The sequence below is a fragment of the Sphingomonas faeni genome, assembly GCF_040407495.1.
Taxonomy (GTDB): Bacteria; Pseudomonadota; Alphaproteobacteria; order Sphingomonadales; family Sphingomonadaceae; genus Sphingomonas; species Sphingomonas faeni_D.
The window spans coordinates 37,215-55,911 of the sequence record NZ_JAPZPP010000006.1; the positions used below are offsets into that span (position 1 = coordinate 37,215).

Genomic DNA, 18,697 nt, shown 5'->3' on the forward strand with positions numbered 1-18,697 from the left:
CGATCTGCTGCTCACAGCGATGGTTTTACGCCGCGGTAGTTAGCAGAACGTTCGCATGGAACCACTATGGATGCATTGAAGCGGCAAATCAGGGCTAACTTACGGCGAGAGACCGGAATTCCCCTGCTAAATATTTGCTCGACGCTGGTGTTACGCCGCGATGTCGTACGGCTTGATGTCACCGCTGAGGTAAAGATTGCGCGCCTTGGCCCGGCTGAGCTTGCCCGACGAGGTACGCGGCAACGTACGCGGCGGGATCAGTTCGATCAGGCAGTTCATGCCCGTCACAGAGCGCACCCGCTCGCGGATCTCATCACGCAGGCGAAGGCGTTCGGCCTCGTCCGAGCTGCGGCACTGGACCAGCACGGCGGGGGTTTCCTCGCCGCCGGGCGTGGTGATAGCGAACGCGGCGATGTCGCCGGCCTTGAAGCCCGGAAGCTGCTCCACCGCCCACTCGATATCCTGCGGCCAGTGGTTCTTGCCGTTGACGATGATCATGTCCTTGGCGCGGCCGACGATGTAGATGTAGCCGTCCGACATATAGCCCATGTCGCCGGTATCGAGCCAACCATCCGCCATGCACGCCTCGGTCGCCGCGTCGTCGCGGAAATAGCCGACCATCACCGACTTGCCGCTGCACCACACCTTGCCGATCGCGCGATCGGGGAGGGGCGTGCCGTCCTCTTCGCGGATCTCGATTCGCATGTCGCGGACCGGCTTGCCGCAGTTGACGATCGCCCGGTAGCGCTGCGGGCGGTCACCGCCGCGAGAGCCGCCCGACAACTGCGTTTCCTCGACGAGTTCGACGCGGATGCCTTCGCCCGGCGGCATCAGAGAGACCGCCAACGTCGCCTCGGCAAGGCCATAGCTTGGCAGGAACGCGCTGGCCTTGAAGCCTGCATCGGCGAACGCATCGACGAACGACTGCATCACGTCGGGACGGATCATGTCGGCGCCGTTGCCCGCAACCCGCCAGCGCGACAGATCGAAGCGGTCGCTCGCCTTGGTCTGCGACGACATGCGGCGCGCGCAGATATCGTAGCCGAAGGTCGGCGAATAGCTGAGCGTCGTGCCTTCGTTACGGCTGATGAGATCGAGCCAGGCGAGCGGACGGCGCGCGAAATCCTCGGTCTTCAGGTAATCGGTCGAGACCTGATTGGCGATCGGCGACAGGAAGCAGCCGACCAGCCCCATGTCGTGATACCAGGGCAGCCACGAGACGCAGCGATCGGTATCGCAGATTTCCATGCCATGGCTGTGCGCGGCGAGGTTGTTGAGCAGCGCGGCGTGGGTGATGACGACGCCGTGCGGGAAGCGCGTCGAGCCGCTCGAATATTGCAGATAGGCGATGTCGTCGGACTTGGCCTCGGGCAGCGTTGCGACGGGGGCTTCGCGTGTCGTGAACTCGGACCAGTCGATGCCGACGACCTCCGACAGACGTGCCGCCTCACCCGCCATCTGTGCGAGCTCGGGCGGGAAGATCAACATCTTCGGATCGCAGCTCGACAGCTGGACACGGAGCTGTTCGATGTACGAATCGCGACCGCCGAACGAGGTCGGCAGGGGCAGCGGCACGGGCCACGCGCCGGCATAGACGACACCAAAGAACAGCGCTGCGAACTCGGGACCAGTCTCAGCGACCAGCGCGATGCGATCGGCAGGCGCGACGCCGGCGGCGATCAGGCGATCCGCCATCGCACGCGCGTCGTCCCTGAGTTGCGAATAAGGATAAGGCTGCGACAAACTGCCGCGAGCGTCGTGGAAATTAAGTCCACGGTTACCGCTGGCGGCGTAATCGAGCGCTTCGCCCAGCGTACCGAAATCGGCGAAACGGCGCGGCATGGCGTCTTGGGTCGGCGTTGCAACGAGTGCCGCTACGGTCATGCCGTCCTTGTTAGCCGTGTCGGTCGTCATCGCAGTTCCTGCCTTGGTTCGTCGCGGCGCTTGAACACACCACGCCTATCTTCAGTCTAGCCGTTCAACTTCGGGTGCCAGTGTGGCACAATGATGGCGTGACCGATGATAGCCACAGCGAAAGCAACGCGTTTCCCCCTTCGCTGGATGCCGGCGACCAGGAAAACGGCGCGTTCGACGATAGCGGCGGCACGAAGCGGCGCGGCGGCAAGAGCTGGGGCAAAGGCGGGAAGGGCGGCGGCAAGGATCGTGGTAAGGACCGGACGCGCGAACGTCCTGCGCCGAAACCGCTCGACGCCGCGGCACTCGAACAGATGGCGTTACGCTATGTCGAGCGGTTCGCGACCACGCGGGGCCGTCTGACCGATTACCTGATGCGCAAAATTCGTGAGCGGGGCTGGGATGGGGGTATCGGCGCGGCGCTGGCCGAGCCCGGCGAACTCGCGCAGCGGATGGCCGATCTCGGCTATGTCGACGACCGGGCCTTTGCCGAACAACGGGCCGCTGCGATGCAGCGACGCGGGCTGGGCGCTCGCCGAGTCGCGGGCGCGTTCCGTGACGCTGGAATCGACGAAGGTGATGCAGAGTCTGTTGCGCCCGCAATCGGCGACCGCGCCGTGGAATCGGCACTCGCCTTCGCGAGGCGCAAGCGAATCGGCCCTTACGGAACCGGGGACGGCGACCGAAAATTGCAGGAGAAACAACTCGCAGCGATGCTCCGGGCGGGGCACCGGTTCGATCTCGCACGCAAAATTGTTGCTGCACCGCCGTCCGACAGCCCCGAATCGATGGATTTCGACTAGCCGTCGCAACGGATTCATTGCGACTGCGACGAACCGTGCTAGCAAGGCGTCCAGGGGTGTAACAATGCGTAACGACACGCAGCAGGTGCTGACATGCCGGTAGAGGTGGGGCCAGTGGAAGCGGGAACGACGACGCTTGAGGGTGTTGGCGCGGCCGAAACGCGTGCGATCGGCGGCGTCATCAAATGGTTCGACGTCACGCGCGGGTTCGGCTTCGCGGTGGCGGACGACGAGACCGTCGGTGATATCCTCGTACACTTCTCCGTCCTGCAGGCGCATGGCCGCCGCAGCCTACCCGAAGGTGCGCGCGTCGAGACGCTATCGGTCCAACGCGGCCGGGGGTTCCAGGCGCGCGAGATCCTCTCGATCGACCTGACCAACGCGGTCGAGGAACTAGTTCGAGCACCGACGTCGCCTGACCGGATCGATCCGATCGCGATGATCGACGCGGCCGGACCGTTTGAGGCGGCGTCGGTGAAGTGGTTCAACCGGTTGAAGGGCTATGGCTTTCTGATACGGGGTGCCGATGGCAGCGACATCTTCGTCCATATGGAAACGCTGCGCCGCGCCGGGATCGAGACGGTCGAACCCGACCAGCCGCTCCGCGCGCGCGTGGTCGAAGGGCGCAAGGGGCCGCTCGCCGTCGCGGTCGAAGAGGATCTGGGATGAAATTCGTTGCGAAGGCCGTGTTGGCCGCGGTGCTGGCGCTGGGCGTCGGCGCCGGGGGTGTTGCGTACATGAATAGCCGCGCTGACTCGGATGTGACAGTCGTCGCTACCCTGCCGCTGACGATCAAGAGTGCGAACGGCACGCATGCGTTCAAGGTCGAGAGCGCCAAGACCGAAGTGGAGCAGGCGCGCGGGCTGATGTTCCGCACCGACCTGAAGCCCGACGGGGGGATGCTGTTCTGGCCGTATCCCGCGAAAGGCGGCGAGCCCGTGGTGGCGAACTTCTGGATGAAGAACACGCCGAGCCCGCTCGACATCCTCTACATCCGCACCGACGGCACGATCGCGCGGATCGCCGAGAATACTGTGCCGTTTTCGGAACAGCCGATCCCGTCGGGCGAGCCGGTCGGCGCGGTGCTGGAACTGATGGGCGGCCGTGCTTCGGAACTGGGGATTGTCGAGGGCGATCTGGTGACGTGGGACAAAGGGGCGAAGTAGGCGCGCGAACCGTTCGACCAATGGCACCACCCCGGCGAAGGCCGGGGCCCAATTGGGAAGGTCGCTGTAAGGTCGAACAGCGCTTCGTCACCGACGTTACCCAATTGGGCCCCGGCCTTCGCCTGGGTGGGATATGTGACTAGCCGACGTCTCCAGCCAAGTGTTTCCCCGCGAAGGCGGGAACCCAGTCTTGGCTCCCGCCTTCGCGGGAGAACAAGGGACGACGGTTGCATCCAAGGCGGAACGGACGTCTCAAGGGAGCGCCTCCACGATCCTCCCCCGCGAGGGGGAGGTGGCAGGCGTCAGCCTGACGGAGGGGGAGGGCCGCGACACGTTCGGTTCCGTGTCCTCCCGCTCCGTCGCCTTCGGCGCCACCTCCCCTTGCGGGGGAGGATCAGCAGTCCTCCACCCATCATCGAGGTTGAAGCCCGCCCCCACTCGCGGTAAGCGCCAGCCATGGGCTTTCTCGCATCGACATTCACGTGGTGGAACGGCGCCACCCTCGGCACCAAATTCGGCCTGCGCAGCATGGCGAAGATGGGTGAGGACGCGCTTGGCAACGTCTATTACCAGGGTGGCAAGGACACGGCAGGCAACCCGCGCCGCTGGGTCATCTATCAGGGCGCGACCGACGCGAGCCGCGTGCCGCCGGCGTGGTTCAGTTGGCTGCATCACCAGGTCGACGACGTGCCCGATCGTGCGCTGCCGCCGATCCGGGCCTGGCAGAAGCCGGCCGTGCCTAACATGACCGGTACCGCGCTGGCCTATCGTCCTGCCGGTGCGCTCGAAAAGGGTGGTCACCGTGCCGCTGCGACGGGCGATTACGAAGCGTGGACGCCCGAAGGGTGATGATGCGCTGGCTCGCCGCGGCCGTATTGGTCGTGGCGCTAGCGGTGGGCAGCTGGTTCGGATACCGCGCGCTGACCACGCCTGCAACGTCGGTCGCGACGGTCCAGCAGGACCTGCCCGGCGCGGACGATTCGATCGATTCCTCGATCGAGACGATCGATACTGGTGCAGCCGCGGTCGCCAATGGCGGCACGCCGATGGCCCAGCGGGTGGCGGTGATCGGCCTGCTCAACAAGCGAAATGGCGAAACGCGCGAGGTTACGCTGAAACCCGGACAGGCGACCCGGATGGGCGACGTGGTGCTGCGCCTACGCGCCTGCGAGCAGACCGCGCCATGGGAGCAGGAGCAGCTGACGGGCGCGTTCGTCCAGGTGCTTGTGCGCGGCGTCGACGCACATTGGCGGCGGACGTTTTCGGGCTGGCTCTACAAGGAACGTCCCGCGCTGAACGCGGTGCAGCACCCGATCTACGACGTTTGGACCAAGAGCTGTGCGATGACTTTCCCCGAGACCGGGCCGGATACGGCACCGGTCGCGGAAGCCTTGCCCGCCAAGCGATCGAGCGCGCGGAAGTCGCCGGCAGCGGATATGGCCCCGGCGGCGGACGATGGCTTTAGCGCACCATCCAACGCCGCGCCCAGCAACGCGACGTAATCCGCGCGCTCTATTTCCATCGCGCCGAGTGAGGCGAGATGCGAGGTCTGGAACTGGCAGTCGAGCAGTGTGAATCCACCCGTGCGAAGTCGTGCAACGAGGTGCGCAAGCGCGACCTTCGACGCGTCGGTAGCGCGACTGACCATGCTTTCACCGAAGAACGCGCGGCCGAGCGACAGGCCGTAGAGCCCGCCGACCAGCTTGCCGCCGTCCCAGCATTCGACCGAGTGCGCGAACCCCATGACATGGAGCGTCTGGAAGACGCGTTCGATGCTGTCGTTGATCCACGTCTCGGGGCGGCCTCCAACGCTCTCCGCGCAAAGCTGCACGACACGCTCGAACGCCGTGTCGACGGTAACCTGGAAACGGTCGGCGGCAATCGTCTTCCTGAGCGACCGCGAAACCTGGAACCCGTCGAGCGGGAGGACAGCGCGGCGGCGAGGCTCGACCCAATAGACGCTGGCGGCGTCCCGGCTGTCCGCCATCGGGAACACTCCTACCGAATAGGCGCCGAGGACGAGTTGTGGGTCCAGCTCATTCTTCGGATCCAGCATTTCGCTCATCCGACGAGCCGGTGTTCGATCCGGCGCCAAAGATCGGCGAACGCCTGCGCGGCGGCCGACTTTGGCGCGAATACGCCGACCGGCGCGCGTTTGGCCGCCATCGCCTCGATTCCGCTCGCCATCGGGATGATTGGCCAGTCGGAGTGCCGTGCCAGCGCTTCTGCATGCAGCGCGCGGCGTTTGTCGACCATCACGTGGACCGGAAGCAGCGATGTGCGGCCACCAAGGTGCTGAACGACCGCGTCGTATGCGCGGGTCGAAAGCGGGGACGGGATGACAGGAATCACGATCAGGTCGGCGGCGCGCATCACCTGGTCCGCGGTCTCCGTCAGGCCCGGCGGGCAATCCAGGATCACGCGGTCGTAGGCGGCGAGTTCGGACAGCAGTTTGGCCAGGCGCTTCTTTTTGTCGAGTTCGTGAAACAGCTGGTCCAGGCCGCGCAGCGACGCATCGGCGGCGATCAGCTCAAGTTGGGGGTACGCGGTTGGCCGCGCCTGCTTGGCAACTGGGACGTCCTTCGAGAACATCGCCTGTGCCTGATCGGCTTTGCCGCTGCCGCCGAGTACCCAGGTCGAGGCGGCCTGCGGATCCAGGTCCCACAGAAGCGTACGCCGGGCGGACAAGGTTGCGGCGCACCACGCCAGGTTCACCGAAAGCGTCGTCTTCCCGACGCCGCCCTTGAGGCTGTAGATCGCAACGGTTGCCATCGGTCTAGCGTGCCGGTCTGCGACGATCAGGGCAAGGGTGCGCGGCGTAAAGAAAAACGGCCGGCGGATGATCCGCCGGCCGTTTCAGAACAAATAAGACGTCGAAGACTTACGCGTGGCAGGTCTGGGCGGACTTGCCGGGCGCGGTCAGCGTGACGTTGGTCTCGCTACCGGTCATCGACCAGCCGCCTTCGGCGGTCTTCGGCGCACCGGCAACGTCCGACTTCAGCGTCGTCGCGGGTCCATCCTTCTTGGTCTTGACGACGGCCTGCTTGTCGCCCTGGAAGAACGTCACGAACAACAGGCTGTTGTCCTTGCAACGCAGCGTTGCCTCGGACTTGATCGCGGGCGGCAGCTCGACCGGCGCGGCGTTCGCGAGTGTATTCGCCATCGGATCGGGATTGCTATCCAGCACCTCGGGCGACGCGGGCTTGGAGTTGCAGGCTGCCAGCACGAGCAGCGCAGCGACGGCGGTCATGGGGAGGATCTTCATAGTGATCAGCGCTTCGCGCATGCAACATGGGGCGTCAAGGCTTATGGTTTCCGCTACGGCTCGATAGCGATGAACGGGGAGCCGTTCCTGGCGAGCCGGGACATCGAGTTGCGCTGCTTCTGTACCCGGAGGCGGCGCGGACTTCATTCGCAGCTTGGCGGGTTGCGATTGACCAGATTGTCCGGCCGGCAAAGTCGCTCTTCGATCAACGCGAGCGGCGTCGCTATATGCGCTGCGATCAACGTATCGCCGGCCGCGTCCATGACCGCCGAAGCTTCCTTCAGCAGCGCTTGAGCACGCAGATAGTTCTTCACGGCATCCTGCTCCTGCATCCGAATCGCTCGGCTAACATGGATCATATTATCTAGACTTCCGCGGCGTGGTGCAATGGGATGGCGCCGCGGAGTTTCGGTCGTGGTGATACCCGTGAGGGCACGCCGATTTAACGGCGCAAACTTTCGCTCGCTTGCTCCCGGGGGGGTGCCGCGCCACATAGCAGGCATGCAAACGACATCTGATACGCTGGCCCTGATCGGCAATACTCCGCTCGTGCGCTTGAAGGGGCCGAGCAATGCGACCGGCTGCGACATCTTCGGCAAGTGCGAATACGCCAACCCCGGTGCGTCGGTGAAGGATCGCGCCGCATTGTTCATCGTCGAGGATGCGGAACGGCGCGGGTTGATCCAGCCCGGCGGGACGATCGTCGAGGGCACTGCGGGCAACACCGGCATCGGCCTCGCGCTGGTGGCAAACGCCAAGGGCTACAAGACGATCATCGTCATGCCCGAGACGCAGAGCCGTGAGAAGATGGACACCTTGCGCGCGCTGGGTGCCGAACTGGTACTGGTCCCCGCTGCGGCATTCTCGTCGCCGTGCCATTTCGTCCATACCTCGCGGCGGATCGCCGAGGAGACACCGGGCGCGATCTGGGCGAACCAGTTCGACAACACCGCCAATCGCCGCGCGCATATCGTCGGGACTGCCGAGGAGATCTGGGCGCAGATGGAAGGGCGGATTGACGGCTTCACCTGCGCGGCGGGAACCGGCGGGACGATCGCCGGGGTCGGGCTTGGGCTTAAGGCAAAGGACGAGGGCGTTTGCATCGCACTCAGCGATCCACATGGCGCCGCACTGTATAATTACTACGCGCATGGCGAGCTGAAGGCGGAAGGATCTTCGGTTGCCGAGGGAATCGGGCAGGGGCGTATCACCGCTAATCTGGAGGGCGCGCCGATCGATACGCAGTTCCGGATTTCCGACCAGGAAGGCTATGCCTGGGTCCGTCGCCTGCTCGACGAGGAGGGGCTTTGCCTGGGGCTGTCGTCCGGGATTAACGTCGCCGGTGCGGTGGCACTGGCGAAACATCTGGGACCCGGCAAGCGGATCGCGACAATCCTGTGCGACACCGGATTCCGCTATCTTTCGACGCTCTACGATCCCGAATGGCGCCAAACGAAGGGGCTCGCTTGAGCGGTCTGGTTTCCGAGAATCGACACGGGCGCGGCAGTCGGGTATCGGAATGGGGCAAGATGAAGTCACCTCACGAACCCTCCCAGACCATGCAGCGCATCAAGGTCGGCATGATTGGCCTCGCCGCGGTCGTGTTGCTGATCGGTCTCGCCAGCGCGATCATCGGGTCTACGAATCGCGAGCGGCCTGTGGCGACTGCGGGTACCGCGCAGGCCGACGTGGTGGCGAACATGGGTGTTTCGAACGTCACCGAAGCCGCCGGTGCGGGTGAACCTCTCGCCGAGATGGGCGTAGCACCTAGCGCGAACGTGCAAGCCCCCGCGCAGTAACAGCTGGCACGATGCTGCACCCTGCCCGCTTGCCGACAACGGGCGGCGTCGGGTCGGACGTTGCATGATTGCTTTGGTTGATCGGGCCGATACACGTCCAACCGCTCCCTTCCTGGGAAGCGAGAGCGCCCTGCACTGAACCTTGGGCGTTAGCCTCCTTCGCCTCCGAAGCGAGTGTGTCCTTCAGTCGATCCCCGTGTTGGCCCAGTCATGACGACTGCTAAGTACTGTCACATTCAATTCGCCCGCAGATTCCCCCAAACTGAGCATCGAAACCGGCGTCGAATCCGTCCAATCCCCAAAAATCCCGTTGCGTCCCCGAAGCGCTATGGTAGATGGAGGTTAATACAGGGGCATTTTCATCGTTCGCTGAAAACGCGGTCGAAACGTAGCGATGGCTGCTTTTCGACGCGGTGAAGCGTGCGCGCCAGTTCGAAGGGTTTTGGCGTGTCGGTACGGGGTCGCTATCAAGGAGACGGTATCGGCCTTGTCGACGACAAGGGCCGGGTAGCCATCCCTTCGGCACTCCGCACCACGCTTTCGGCGAATGCTCCCAAGGCGAACGGCAAGGACGGCGGGACCATCATCATCGGCGCGCATCAGAAGAATCGCTGCCTGGTCGCGTATGATCCCGGTTACGTCGACATCCTCGCCGAGCGCCTCGATCGTCGCGAATCCGAGAACACGTCCGAGAACGGCGAGTACGACTACAATATCAAGCGCGCCGCCGCGTCCGGCGAAGCGGTGCCGTTCGACGGCTCCGGTCGCTTCATCATGCCCGCGTTCCCGCGCTTCTATGCGGGCATCAAGGGCCATGCGTTCTTCTACGGCGTGCTCGATTACATCGAGATCTGGGACCCCGCGACGCTGATCGCCACCGACGGCATGCCCCCCGTCGTCAAGGAGATGGCGCGCTTCTACATGGCCGAGAAGGGGGTGGAGCTGTGAGCACGCCCCCCGTCTTTGACACGTCCGCCCCGCATATCCCCGTCCTGCTCGACGAAGTCCTGGCCGCGCTTTCCCCTGAGCCCGGCGAGACGATGGTCGACGGCACGTTCGGCGCGGGCGGCTATACGCTCGCGTTGCTCAAGTCGGGCGCGCGGATCGTCGCGTTCGACCGCGATCCAGACGCGATCGCCAATGGTCGCCCGATGGAAGAAGCCGAAGAAGACCTGACGCTGATTGCCGCGGACTTCTCGGCGATGGCGTCCGAGCTCGAGACGCGTGGCCTCGCGCCGGTGGACGGCGTCACGCTTGATATTGGCGTGTCGTCGATGCAGCTCGACCAGGCCGAGCGCGGCTTCTCGTTCCAGTCGGATGGCCCGCTCGACATGCGGATGGCGCAGGCCGGCATGTCGGCGGCGGACTTCGTCAATGAAGCGGACGAGAACGAGATTGCCGACGTGCTGTATCAATATGGCGACGAGCCCAAGTCGCGGCGTGTCGCGCGGGCGATCGTCGCCGCGCGCCCGCTGACGCGGACCGGCGAGCTGGCGCACATCGTCCGCCGCGCGCTCGGCTACAAGGCGCATGACAAGAAGGACCCCGCGACGCGGGCGTTCCAGGCGATCCGGATCCACGTGAACCGCGAGCTGGGCGAACTCGCCGACGGATTGCTCGCGGCTGAACGCGTGCTGAAGCCCGGCGGACGCCTGGCCATCGTGACGTTCCACAGCCTCGAGGACCGGATGGTGAAGCGCTTCCTGCGCACGCGGTCCGGGGGATCGCCTTCAGGTTCGCGTCATCTTCCGCAGGTGAAAGCCGTTGCGGAACCTAGTTTTTCTCATGTCGGCCGCGGTGTTCGCGCCGGCGAGGCCGAGATCGCACGCAACCCGCGTGCGCGCTCGGCGACATTACGGACGGCGCGGCGGACCTCCGCGCAACCTTGGACGGAAGAGGTGACGACATGACGGCGGCGTATCGGATGAAGGGTGTGGGCTGGTTCGGGGGCTGCGTGGCCGTCGTGCTCGGTTTCTACCTCGTGTCGCTGCAGGTCGCTGCCGAGCGCAAGAAGCTGGAGGCGGTCAATGGTCAGATACGCTCCGCGCAGCGCGACATCCGCGCGCTTGAGACCGAGTTCGATACGCGGGGCAATCTGGCGCAGCTCGAGCGCTGGAATGGCGATACGCTGGCACTGTCGGCGCCGACCGCGGGCCAGTTCGTCGTGAGCGAGGCCGCGCTCGCGGCGCTCGACGTCAACAGCCTGCGCGCGGACGGGGTCCAGACCGCCGCGCTGCTGGTGCCGTCGGGGGCGGGGTCCGTCGTCTCCACGTCGATCGTGCCGGTGACCGCTGCTCCGCCAGTCGTGAAGCTTGCCCCCGTTGCCCCGGTCCAGATGGCACAGGTCAGCGCGCCGCGCGCGATGAACGTCGCGATCCAGGCCGCGTCAAAGACCGCGCTCAAGCCGGTCGTGATCCGCGCGTCGGTGTCGACGCCGCGCTCCGCCGAGGCCGCGCTCGTCCGTGCTGCCAAGACCGAGCGCCTCGCTGCCGTTGCCAAGGTCCGGCCGCAGGCGGTCGCGATGCTCGACCGCAAGCTTCTGTCCGACACGACGCTGGGCGACATCATGAGCGGCGCCCGCTCAGAGAGCCGTAAGCGGCGGTGACCGCCTTGGTCGCCCGGCCCGTCTCGCAGCAACGTAGCGCCAACCAGCGTCATGCACTGGTGGCGACGGCGCACACGCGCCTGATGATGCTGATGTTCCTGTTCGGAGCAGCGGTGCTGGTGGTGGTCGGGCGGCTCGGGATGCTGGCGGTACAGGCGTCGCTCGCCGATCCGCAGGCGCGCTCGGCGGCGATCGCGGCGCGGGGCGACATCGTCGATCGTAACGGCGCGCCACTCGCGCGGACGATCGATGCGTGGACGATCGCGGTGCACCCGAAGAAGCTGATCGGCGACCCGACCGAGATCGCCAGCAAGCTCGCCGCGCTGATGCCCGAGGCGGGCGACCAGGCGCATTATTATGCGCTGCTGACGTCGGGGAAGAGCTTCATCTATCTCCAGCGGCGCGCGTCGCCGGCGCTGGTCGAGCAGGTCAACGCGATCGGCGAGCCGGCGATCGTATTCGACCGCGATACGCAGCGGCTGTATCCGCAGTCGACGATGGCGGCGCATGCGCTCGGCTTCCTGTCGACCGCGGGCCACGGCATGAGCGGGATGGAGCGCGTGCTCGACGAGCGGCTGACCAACCCCGCGCTCAACGGCACGCCGGTCGCACTGTCGCTCGACAACCGCGTCCAGGCGGCGATGGAAAGCGAACTCGGTCGCGCGATGACGACGTTTTCCGCGCGCGGCGCTGGCGGCATCGTCCTCGACGTGGCGACCGGCGAAGTGATTGCGATGGTCTCGCTGCCGACCTTCAATCCCAACCGCGTCGGCATGTCGGGCAGCGAACAGCTCCGCAACATCACGACGCAGAGCGTGTTCGAGCTTGGCTCCACGTTCAAGCCGATCACGATGGCGACCGCGATGGACACCGGTGTGGTGACGTCGTTCGCGCGGCGCTTCGATGCGACTCATCCGCTCCAGGTCGGCCGCTTCACGATCCACGACGAGCGCGGCGATCCGAAGCGCTGGCTGAACATGGCCGAGACGCTGATCTATTCGTCCAACATCGCCACCGCACGTGTGGCCGACGAGGTCGGGCCCGCGAAGATGCAGGCGATGTTCAAGAAGCTTGGTTTCGATACCAAGCCCGATATCGAACTGCGCGAGAAGGGCCGTCCGTTGTGGCCGAAATACTGGGCGCGGACGACGACGATGACCACCGCCTATGGCCACGGCATCGCGGTGACCCCGCTGCATCTGGCGAGCGCGTATGCGGCGCTGGTCAATGGCGGGATCTGGCGGCCGGCGACGTTGCTGAAGGTCGCGCCGGGGCATGCGCCGGTCGGGCGCCGGGTGATCAGCGAGCAGACCAGCGCGCGGATGCGGCAGATGCTGCGGCTGATCGTGCAGCGCGGTACGGGGCGCAAGGGCGATGCACCGGGCTACCGCGTCGGTGGCAAGACCGGGACGGCCGAGGCGGCCGTGTCGGGCGGGTACGATCACTCGCGCAACGTGGCGACGTTTGCCGCGGCATTCCCGATGGATGCGCCGCGCTATGTCGTGCTGGCGATGCTCGATTCGCCGCTCGGCACGAAGGAAACCGCCGGGTGGAAGACCGCGGCATGGAACACCGCACCGGTTGTCGGCCGCACGATCTCGCGCGTCGGTGCGATTCTGGGCGTCGTGCCCGACGCGCACCGCGATATCGACGTGTCTGACATCCTGCCGACTTTGTGGCAGGACCCGTCGCGTACACAGCCGACCGGGCAATGAGGACTATTGCATGAAACTCGCAGCGCTGACCGACGGGACGGAAGAGGCGCAGGTGACGGGGTTCGCGATCGATCACCGCAAGGTCGCGCCCGGCACGGTGTTCGGCGCGTTCGAAGGCGCACGCGTCAACGGCGAGGATTTCATCGAGGACGCGATCCGCTCGGGCGCGATTGCGGTGGTGGCTCGGCCGGGGCTGACGGTCGAGGGCGCCACGTACATTGCCGACAACAACCCCCGCGAGCGGTTCGCGCAACTGGCCGCGAAGTTCTTTGCGCCGTTTCCCGAGACGTCGGTGGCGATTACCGGGACCAACGGGAAGACGTCGTGCGTCGAGATGACCCGGCAGCTCTGGCGGATGGCGGGGTTTCATGCGGCTTCGATCGGCACGCTGGGGGTTACGACGGCGGACGAGCGGGTTACGACCGGGCTGACGACGCCCGATGTTGTGACGTTCCTGTCGAATGTGGCGGGGCTCGCGCGCGAGGGCGTGACCCATCTGGCGTTCGAGGCGTCGAGCCACGGCCTGACCCAGTATCGGACCGAGGGGCTCAAGGTTGCCGCCGCGGCGTTTACCAATCTCAGTCGCGATCACCTCGATTATCACGGTGACATGGCGGCGTATTTCACTGCTAAGATCCGGTTGTTTTCCGAAGTGCTTTCGACGGACGGCGCCGCGGTCGTCTGGGCAGACGATCCACAATCGGCAAGGGTGATCGACCTGGCACGCGAGCGTGGCAACCGGCTGGTGACGGTGGGGACGCAGGGCGAGACGTTGCGGCTGGTGAGGCGTGATCCGACCTTGCTGGGGCAGGGGCTGACGATTGAGGCCGAGGGCCGGACGTACAAAGTGACTCTGCCGCTGATCGGCGCGTACCAGGCGGCGAACGCGCTCGTATCGGCGGGGCTGGTGATTGCGACCGGTGGCGATGTGGGCGCGACGATCGCCAATCTCGCGCGGTTGCAGCCCGTTCGTGGGCGGCTGGAGCGCGCGGTGATCGCGAAGTCGGGTGCGCCGGTGTACGTTGATTATGCGCATACTCCCGATGCTCTCGAAGCGGCAATCGCTGCGCTCAAGCCGCACGCAGGTGGCAAACTCATCGTGGTATTCGGGGCAGGCGGCGATCGCGATACCGGCAAGCGTGAGACGATGGGGCAGGTCGCGGTGCAACACGCCGACCGCGTGATCGTCACCGACGACAACCCCCGGACCGAGGACGCTCGCGCGATTCGTGGCGACGTCCTGAAGGGCGCGCGGGGGGCTGAGGAAATCGGCGACCGGCGTGCGGCGATCAGTGCGGCGGTGCGGGAGGCCGGGCCCGAGGATATCGTGCTGATCGCGGGCAAGGGGCATGAGCAGGGACAGATCGTTGGCGACATGGTCCTGCCGTTCGACGACGTGACCGTCGCGCGGGAGTGCGCGGCGTGAGGGTGGCTATCTTCTTCCCCCCTCCCGCTAGCGGGAGGGGCCGGGGGTGGGCTCGCGGGTTCGGCGGGTGCTGCTCTTCGTCGACAGCGCGCGCCCACCCCCCGACCCCCTCCCGCTTGCGGGAGGGGGGGAAGTGAGTCTGTGGACTTCAGTCGAGATCGCTGCCGCTACCGGTGGCGTGGCGTCAGGCGACTTCTCCGTCAGCGGCGTTGCGTTCGACTCGCGTGAGGTCGGTCCCGGCGACCTCTTTATCGCGATGAAGGGGGAGTTTGGCGACGGGCATTGGTTCATTCACCAGGCCTTCGCCCAGGGCGCAGCCGGCGCGATCGTCTCCGAACCCTGCGACCACCCGCACGTCCTCGTCGCGGACAGTTTTGCCGCATTAAACGCACTCGGCCGCACCAGCCGCGCGCGCTCCACCGCCAAGATCATCGGCGTCACCGGTTCCGTGGGGAAGACCAGCGCGAAGGAGGCCCTGTTCGCGTGCCTCGACCGCGCGGCGCCCGGCGACGTGCATCGCTCGGTCAAGAGCTACAACAACCACACCGGCGTCCCGCTCAGCCTTGCACGCATGCCGCGCGACGCGAAGTTCGGCGTGTTTGAGATGGGGATGAACCATGCCGGTGAGCTTGCCGAGCTGACCCAACTCGTGCGGCCGCACATCGCGATGATCACTGCGATCGCGCCTGCGCATACGGCTTTCTTCCTCGACGAGAGCGCGATCGCCGATGCCAAGGGGGAGATATTTGCCGGGCTCGAACCGGATGGGACTGCGATCGTGCCCTATGACAGCCCGCACCGCGATCGGCTGCTCGGCCACGCCACGCCGCACGCCGATCATATCGTCACGTTCGGCAGCGAGAAGGGCGCCGATGTCCGCGCGATCGAGGCGATGCGGCTGCCGACCGGCGGGACGTTCGTTACCGCGCGGATGGGGCAGGGGGCCGAGCATGAGCTGAGCTTCACGATCGCGCAGCCGGGCGCGCATTGGGTGTCGAATGCGCTCGGCGTGCTGGCGTGCGTGCAGGCGGCCGGAGGCGATCTCGGACTCGCCGGGCTGGCACTGGCCGAACTCGGTGGGCTGCAAGGTCGCGGTGCGCGGTCGCTCGTCGAGGTTGGCGACGGGCAAGCGGTGGTGATCGACGAGAGCTACAATGCCAACCCCGCATCGATGCGCGCTACGCTCAGCGTCCTTGGCCATGAGCCAGGCCGGCACATCGCGGTGCTCGGCGAGATGCGCGAATTGGGTGAAGGCTCCGATGACTATCACGCCGGCCTCGCCGAGCCGATTCTCGCCGCGCGCGTCGAAATGGCGCTGCTCGTCGGTGAAGCGATGGCGCCGTTAGCGCAGGTGCTTGAGGGACAGATCGAAACCGTCCATGTGGGCGACGCTGCGGCCGCGCTCGCGTCGTTACGGACGATCCTGGCGCCGGGCGATGTCGTGCTCGTCAAAGGATCGAACGGGGTTGGCCTCGCGCGCGTCGTAGCGGGTCTCCAGGCTGGCCTCAAAGGCGGGATTAACTGAATGTTGTACTGGCTCGCCGAGCATCTGGGGTTTCCCGGCCTGCTGAACCTCATCCGGTATCAGACGGTGCGGACGGGTGGCGCGGTGGCGACCGCCTTGATCATCGGCCTGATCATCGGGCCGAAGTTCATCGGCTGGTTGCGCGTGCGGCAGGGCAAGGGCCAGCCGATCCGCGCCGACGGCCCGCAGTCGCATCTGTCGAAGCGCGGCACGCCGACGATGGGCGGGCTGATGATCCTGACCTCGATGTGCCTCGCCATCTTCCTGTGGATGGACCTGAGCAATCCGTATGTCTGGGCGTGCCTGTTCGTGACGCTCGGCTTCGGGACGATCGGGTTCCTCGACGACTATGACAAGGTGCGCAAGGCGAGCACCGCGGGGATCAGCGGGCGCACGCGGTTGCTGCTCGAGTTCATCATCGCCGGGGTCGCCGCGACGATCATCATGTCGCAGAACGGTCCGCATCTGTACCTGCCGTTCACCTCGCGCATGTACCTCGATCTCGGCTGGTTCTTCCCGGTGTTCGCGGCGTTCACGATCGTGTCGTTCGGCAATGCGGTGAACCTCACCGATGGGCTCGACGGGCTGGCGACGATGCCGGTGATCATCGCCAGCGTCGCTTTCATGGTGATCGTGTACCTGGTCGGGAACGTGAAGTTCGCGGACTATCTCGGCATCCCGCACGTTCCTCGCGCGGGTGAGCTGGCGATATTCTGCGGGGCGATAGTCGGCGCGGGGCTTGCGTTCCTGTGGTTCAATGCGCCGCCGGCTGCGGTGTTCATGGGTGATACCGGAAGCCTCGCGCTCGGTGGCGCGCTGGGGACGATCGCGGTCGTGGCGCATCACGAGATCGTGTTGGGGATTATCGGCGGGCTGTTCGTGATCGAGGCGCTGTCGGTGATCATCCAGGTGTTCTTCTACAAGCGCACCGGCAAGCGCGTGTTCCGGATGGCGCCGATCCACCATCATTTCGAGCAGCTCGGCTGGGCCGAGGCGACGGTGGTGATCCGTTTCTGGATCATTGCGCTGGTGCTGGCGCTGGTCGGCCTTTCGACGTTGAAGCTGCGGTGATTGTTGCGAAGGCGTGGCGCGGGAAACGCTATGCGGTGCTGGGGCTCGCGCGGTCGGGCGTTGCGACTGTGCGGGCGCTTGTTGCTGGTGGGGCGAGCGTTGTTGCTTGGGATTCGGATGAGGCTCGGCGTGACGAAATCCTCCCCGGTACGGGGAGGGGGACCAGCTCGGCTGGTGGAGGGGGGATTGTTCCAGGCGTCGCGCTTGCGGACGCCCCCCTCCACCACCAGCCTGCGGCTGGCGGTCCCCCTCCCCGTGCCGGGGAGGATTTGATCGTCGCTCCGTTGGATGATCTCTCGGCCTTCGACGCGTTTGTCGTCTCGCCGGGCGTACCGCTGAACACGCACCCGCTCGCCGCCGCGGCGCGCGTGGCCGGCGTGCCCGTCGTCGGCGACATCGAACTCTTCGCGCAGGCCCGCGCCGACCTCCCCCCGCACAAGGTCGTCGGAATCACCGGCACCAATGGCAAGTCCACCACCACCGCGCTCGTCCACCACATCCTCAAGACCGCCGGCATCCCCACGCTGATGGGCGGCAACATCGGGCTGCCGATCCTCGAGCAGGAAGCGCTGCCCGAGGGCGGCGTCTATGTGCTCGAACTGTCGAGCTACCAGATCGACCTGACGCAGACGCTCGATTGCGACGTCGCGGTGTTGCTGAACGTCACGCCGGATCATCTCGACCGGTACGACGGCTTCGAAGGCTATGCCGCCTCGAAGGCGCGGCTGTTCGCGATGCAGTCGGCCGAGCATGACGCCGTCATCGGCATCGGCGATGCGCCGTCCGCGCAGATCGCGCGCGGGCTGTCGGCGAAGGGCGAGCACCTCACCAAGATCGCGCCGGGCGTGTGCATGGATCAGAGCAGCTGGCCGACGCTCCAGGGCCCGCACAACGCCCAGAACGCGCTCGCCGCGATCGCCGTGGTCAAGGCGCTGGGCGTAAGCGAGGTCGACATCGACCGTGGCCTCGTGAGTTTCACAGGCCTGCCGCACCGGATGGAGCAGATCGCCTCATATGGCGGCGTTGCCTATGTCGACGACAGCAAGGCGACCAATCCCGAGAGCACCGCGCCGGCTTTGGCTGCGTTCGACCGGGTCCACTGGATCGTCGGCGGCCGCGCGAAGGGCGACGACCTCGACGCCTGCAAGCCCGCCTTCGGCCACGTCGTCCACGCCTACACGATCGGCGAGGCTGGCCCGAAGTTCGCCGAGATTTTGAAAGATTCTATGCCCGTCGAGAACGTCGGCACGCTCGACGCTGCCGTCCGAGCCGCCGCCGCAAACGCCAAGCCCGGCGACACGGTGTTGTTATCCCCCGCTTGTGCTAGCTTCGACCAGTTTCGCGATTACGAAGCACGCGGGGCGGCGTTCCGCGCTGCGGTGGAGTCGCTGGCATGACCGATATGCGC

Annotated in this window: 19 protein-coding genes and 1 pseudogene; 15 read left to right on the top strand and 5 right to left on the bottom strand. The window is 66.0% G+C overall.

Annotated elements, in window-relative coordinates; all coding sequences use genetic code 11:
- Positions 1 to 150: 150 nt before the first annotated feature.
- Positions 151 to 1,914 carry a fatty acyl-AMP ligase gene (locus O6W96_RS16775; protein WP_353470617.1) on the bottom strand — a complete coding sequence of 588 codons (1,764 nt, stop codon included), beginning with the start codon at positions 1,912 to 1,914 and terminating at the stop codon, positions 151 to 153.
- A 98-nt stretch (positions 1,915 to 2,012) separates the two neighbouring features.
- Here O6W96_RS16775 and O6W96_RS16780 point away from each other — a divergent pair, with 98 nt between their 5' ends.
- From O6W96_RS16780 to O6W96_RS16800, 5 genes and pseudogenes are all read left to right on the top strand, one after another.
- On the top strand, positions 2,013 to 2,717 hold the full coding sequence (locus O6W96_RS16780; protein ID WP_353470618.1) for a regulatory protein RecX: 705 nt from the start codon (positions 2,013 to 2,015) through the stop codon (positions 2,715 to 2,717).
- Positions 2,718 to 2,810: 93 nt separating this feature from the next.
- Positions 2,811 to 3,386, top strand: a complete 576-nt coding sequence (locus tag O6W96_RS16785) for a cold-shock protein (RefSeq protein WP_353470619.1) — start codon at positions 2,811 to 2,813, stop codon at positions 3,384 to 3,386.
- A gap of 68 nt (positions 3,387 to 3,454) precedes the next feature.
- Positions 3,455 to 3,883, top strand: coding sequence for a DUF192 domain-containing protein (locus O6W96_RS16790; RefSeq protein ID WP_435372239.1), 429 nt, complete (start codon positions 3,455 to 3,457; stop codon positions 3,881 to 3,883).
- Between the two features lie 456 nt (positions 3,884 to 4,339).
- Complete coding sequence (locus O6W96_RS16795; protein WP_093399499.1) at positions 4,340 to 4,732, top strand: NADH:ubiquinone oxidoreductase subunit NDUFA12; 393 nt, start codon at positions 4,340 to 4,342, stop codon at positions 4,730 to 4,732.
- 197 nt (positions 4,733 to 4,929) lie between these two features.
- Positions 4,930 to 5,163, top strand: a pseudogene (locus tag O6W96_RS16800) (DUF2155 domain-containing protein); the annotation flags it as partial.
- 35 nt (positions 5,164 to 5,198) lie between these two features.
- Here the strand turns inward: O6W96_RS16800 and aat are convergent.
- The 4 genes from aat to O6W96_RS16820 form a co-directional block, all read right to left on the bottom strand.
- The gene (aat, locus tag O6W96_RS16805) at positions 5,199 to 5,948 is read right to left on the bottom strand and encodes a leucyl/phenylalanyl-tRNA--protein transferase (protein ID WP_435372236.1); all 750 of its coding nucleotides are present in this window, start codon (positions 5,946 to 5,948) and stop codon (positions 5,199 to 5,201) included.
- A complete protein-coding gene (locus tag O6W96_RS16810) occupies positions 5,945 to 6,655 on the bottom strand; it encodes a ParA family protein (RefSeq protein WP_353470621.1) in 711 nt (236 codons plus the stop codon). Before O6W96_RS16810 ends, aat begins: the two co-directional genes overlap by 4 nt.
- Positions 6,656 to 6,764: 109 nt before the next feature.
- Positions 6,765 to 7,148 (bottom strand): hypothetical protein, encoded by a 384-nt coding sequence (locus tag O6W96_RS16815; RefSeq protein ID WP_107962197.1) that lies wholly within the window; start codon positions 7,146 to 7,148, stop codon positions 6,765 to 6,767.
- Between the two features lie 143 nt (positions 7,149 to 7,291).
- Complete coding sequence (locus O6W96_RS16820; RefSeq protein WP_353470622.1) at positions 7,292 to 7,462, bottom strand: hypothetical protein; 171 nt, start codon at positions 7,460 to 7,462, stop codon at positions 7,292 to 7,294.
- A 187-nt stretch (positions 7,463 to 7,649) separates the two neighbouring features.
- Here O6W96_RS16820 and O6W96_RS16825 point away from each other — a divergent pair, with 187 nt between their 5' ends.
- The 10 genes from O6W96_RS16825 to murD all read left to right on the top strand — a co-directional run bounded on the left by O6W96_RS16825 (position 7,650) and on the right by murD (position 18,686).
- Positions 7,650 to 8,618 carry a cysteine synthase A gene (locus O6W96_RS16825; RefSeq protein ID WP_353470623.1) on the top strand — a complete coding sequence of 323 codons (969 nt, stop codon included), beginning with the start codon at positions 7,650 to 7,652 and terminating at the stop codon, positions 8,616 to 8,618.
- A gap of 89 nt (positions 8,619 to 8,707) precedes the next feature.
- Positions 8,708 to 8,947 (top strand): hypothetical protein, encoded by a 240-nt coding sequence (locus O6W96_RS16830; protein ID WP_353470624.1) that lies wholly within the window; start codon positions 8,708 to 8,710, stop codon positions 8,945 to 8,947.
- Positions 8,948 to 9,367: 420 nt separating this feature from the next.
- Complete coding sequence (locus O6W96_RS16835) at positions 9,368 to 9,895, top strand: division/cell wall cluster transcriptional repressor MraZ (protein ID WP_353470625.1); 528 nt, start codon at positions 9,368 to 9,370, stop codon at positions 9,893 to 9,895.
- Positions 9,892 to 10,857 (top strand): 16S rRNA (cytosine(1402)-N(4))-methyltransferase RsmH, encoded by a 966-nt coding sequence (gene rsmH, locus O6W96_RS16840; protein ID WP_353470626.1) that lies wholly within the window; start codon positions 9,892 to 9,894, stop codon positions 10,855 to 10,857. The genes O6W96_RS16835 and rsmH overlap by 4 nt, the downstream gene beginning before the upstream one ends.
- On the top strand, positions 10,854 to 11,552 hold the full coding sequence (locus O6W96_RS16845) for a hypothetical protein (protein WP_353470627.1): 699 nt from the start codon (positions 10,854 to 10,856) through the stop codon (positions 11,550 to 11,552). Before rsmH ends, O6W96_RS16845 begins: the two co-directional genes overlap by 4 nt.
- Positions 11,549 to 13,267 (top strand): peptidoglycan D,D-transpeptidase FtsI family protein, encoded by a 1,719-nt coding sequence (locus tag O6W96_RS16850; protein WP_353470628.1) that lies wholly within the window; start codon positions 11,549 to 11,551, stop codon positions 13,265 to 13,267. The genes O6W96_RS16845 and O6W96_RS16850 overlap by 4 nt, the downstream gene beginning before the upstream one ends.
- Before the next feature lie 10 nt (positions 13,268 to 13,277).
- Positions 13,278 to 14,693 carry a UDP-N-acetylmuramoyl-L-alanyl-D-glutamate--2,6-diaminopimelate ligase gene (locus O6W96_RS16855; RefSeq protein ID WP_353470629.1) on the top strand — a complete coding sequence of 472 codons (1,416 nt, stop codon included), beginning with the start codon at positions 13,278 to 13,280 and terminating at the stop codon, positions 14,691 to 14,693.
- 133 nt (positions 14,694 to 14,826) lie between these two features.
- Complete coding sequence (locus O6W96_RS16860; protein ID WP_353470630.1) at positions 14,827 to 16,218, top strand: UDP-N-acetylmuramoyl-tripeptide--D-alanyl-D-alanine ligase; 1,392 nt, start codon at positions 14,827 to 14,829, stop codon at positions 16,216 to 16,218.
- Positions 16,219 to 17,289, top strand: a complete 1,071-nt coding sequence (gene mraY, locus O6W96_RS16865) for a phospho-N-acetylmuramoyl-pentapeptide-transferase (RefSeq protein ID WP_056051331.1) — start codon at positions 16,219 to 16,221, stop codon at positions 17,287 to 17,289.
- Positions 17,286 to 18,686, top strand: coding sequence for a UDP-N-acetylmuramoyl-L-alanine--D-glutamate ligase (murD, locus tag O6W96_RS16870; RefSeq protein ID WP_353470631.1), 1,401 nt, complete (start codon positions 17,286 to 17,288; stop codon positions 18,684 to 18,686). Before mraY ends, murD begins: the two co-directional genes overlap by 4 nt.
- Positions 18,687 to 18,697: the final 11 nt, after the last annotated feature.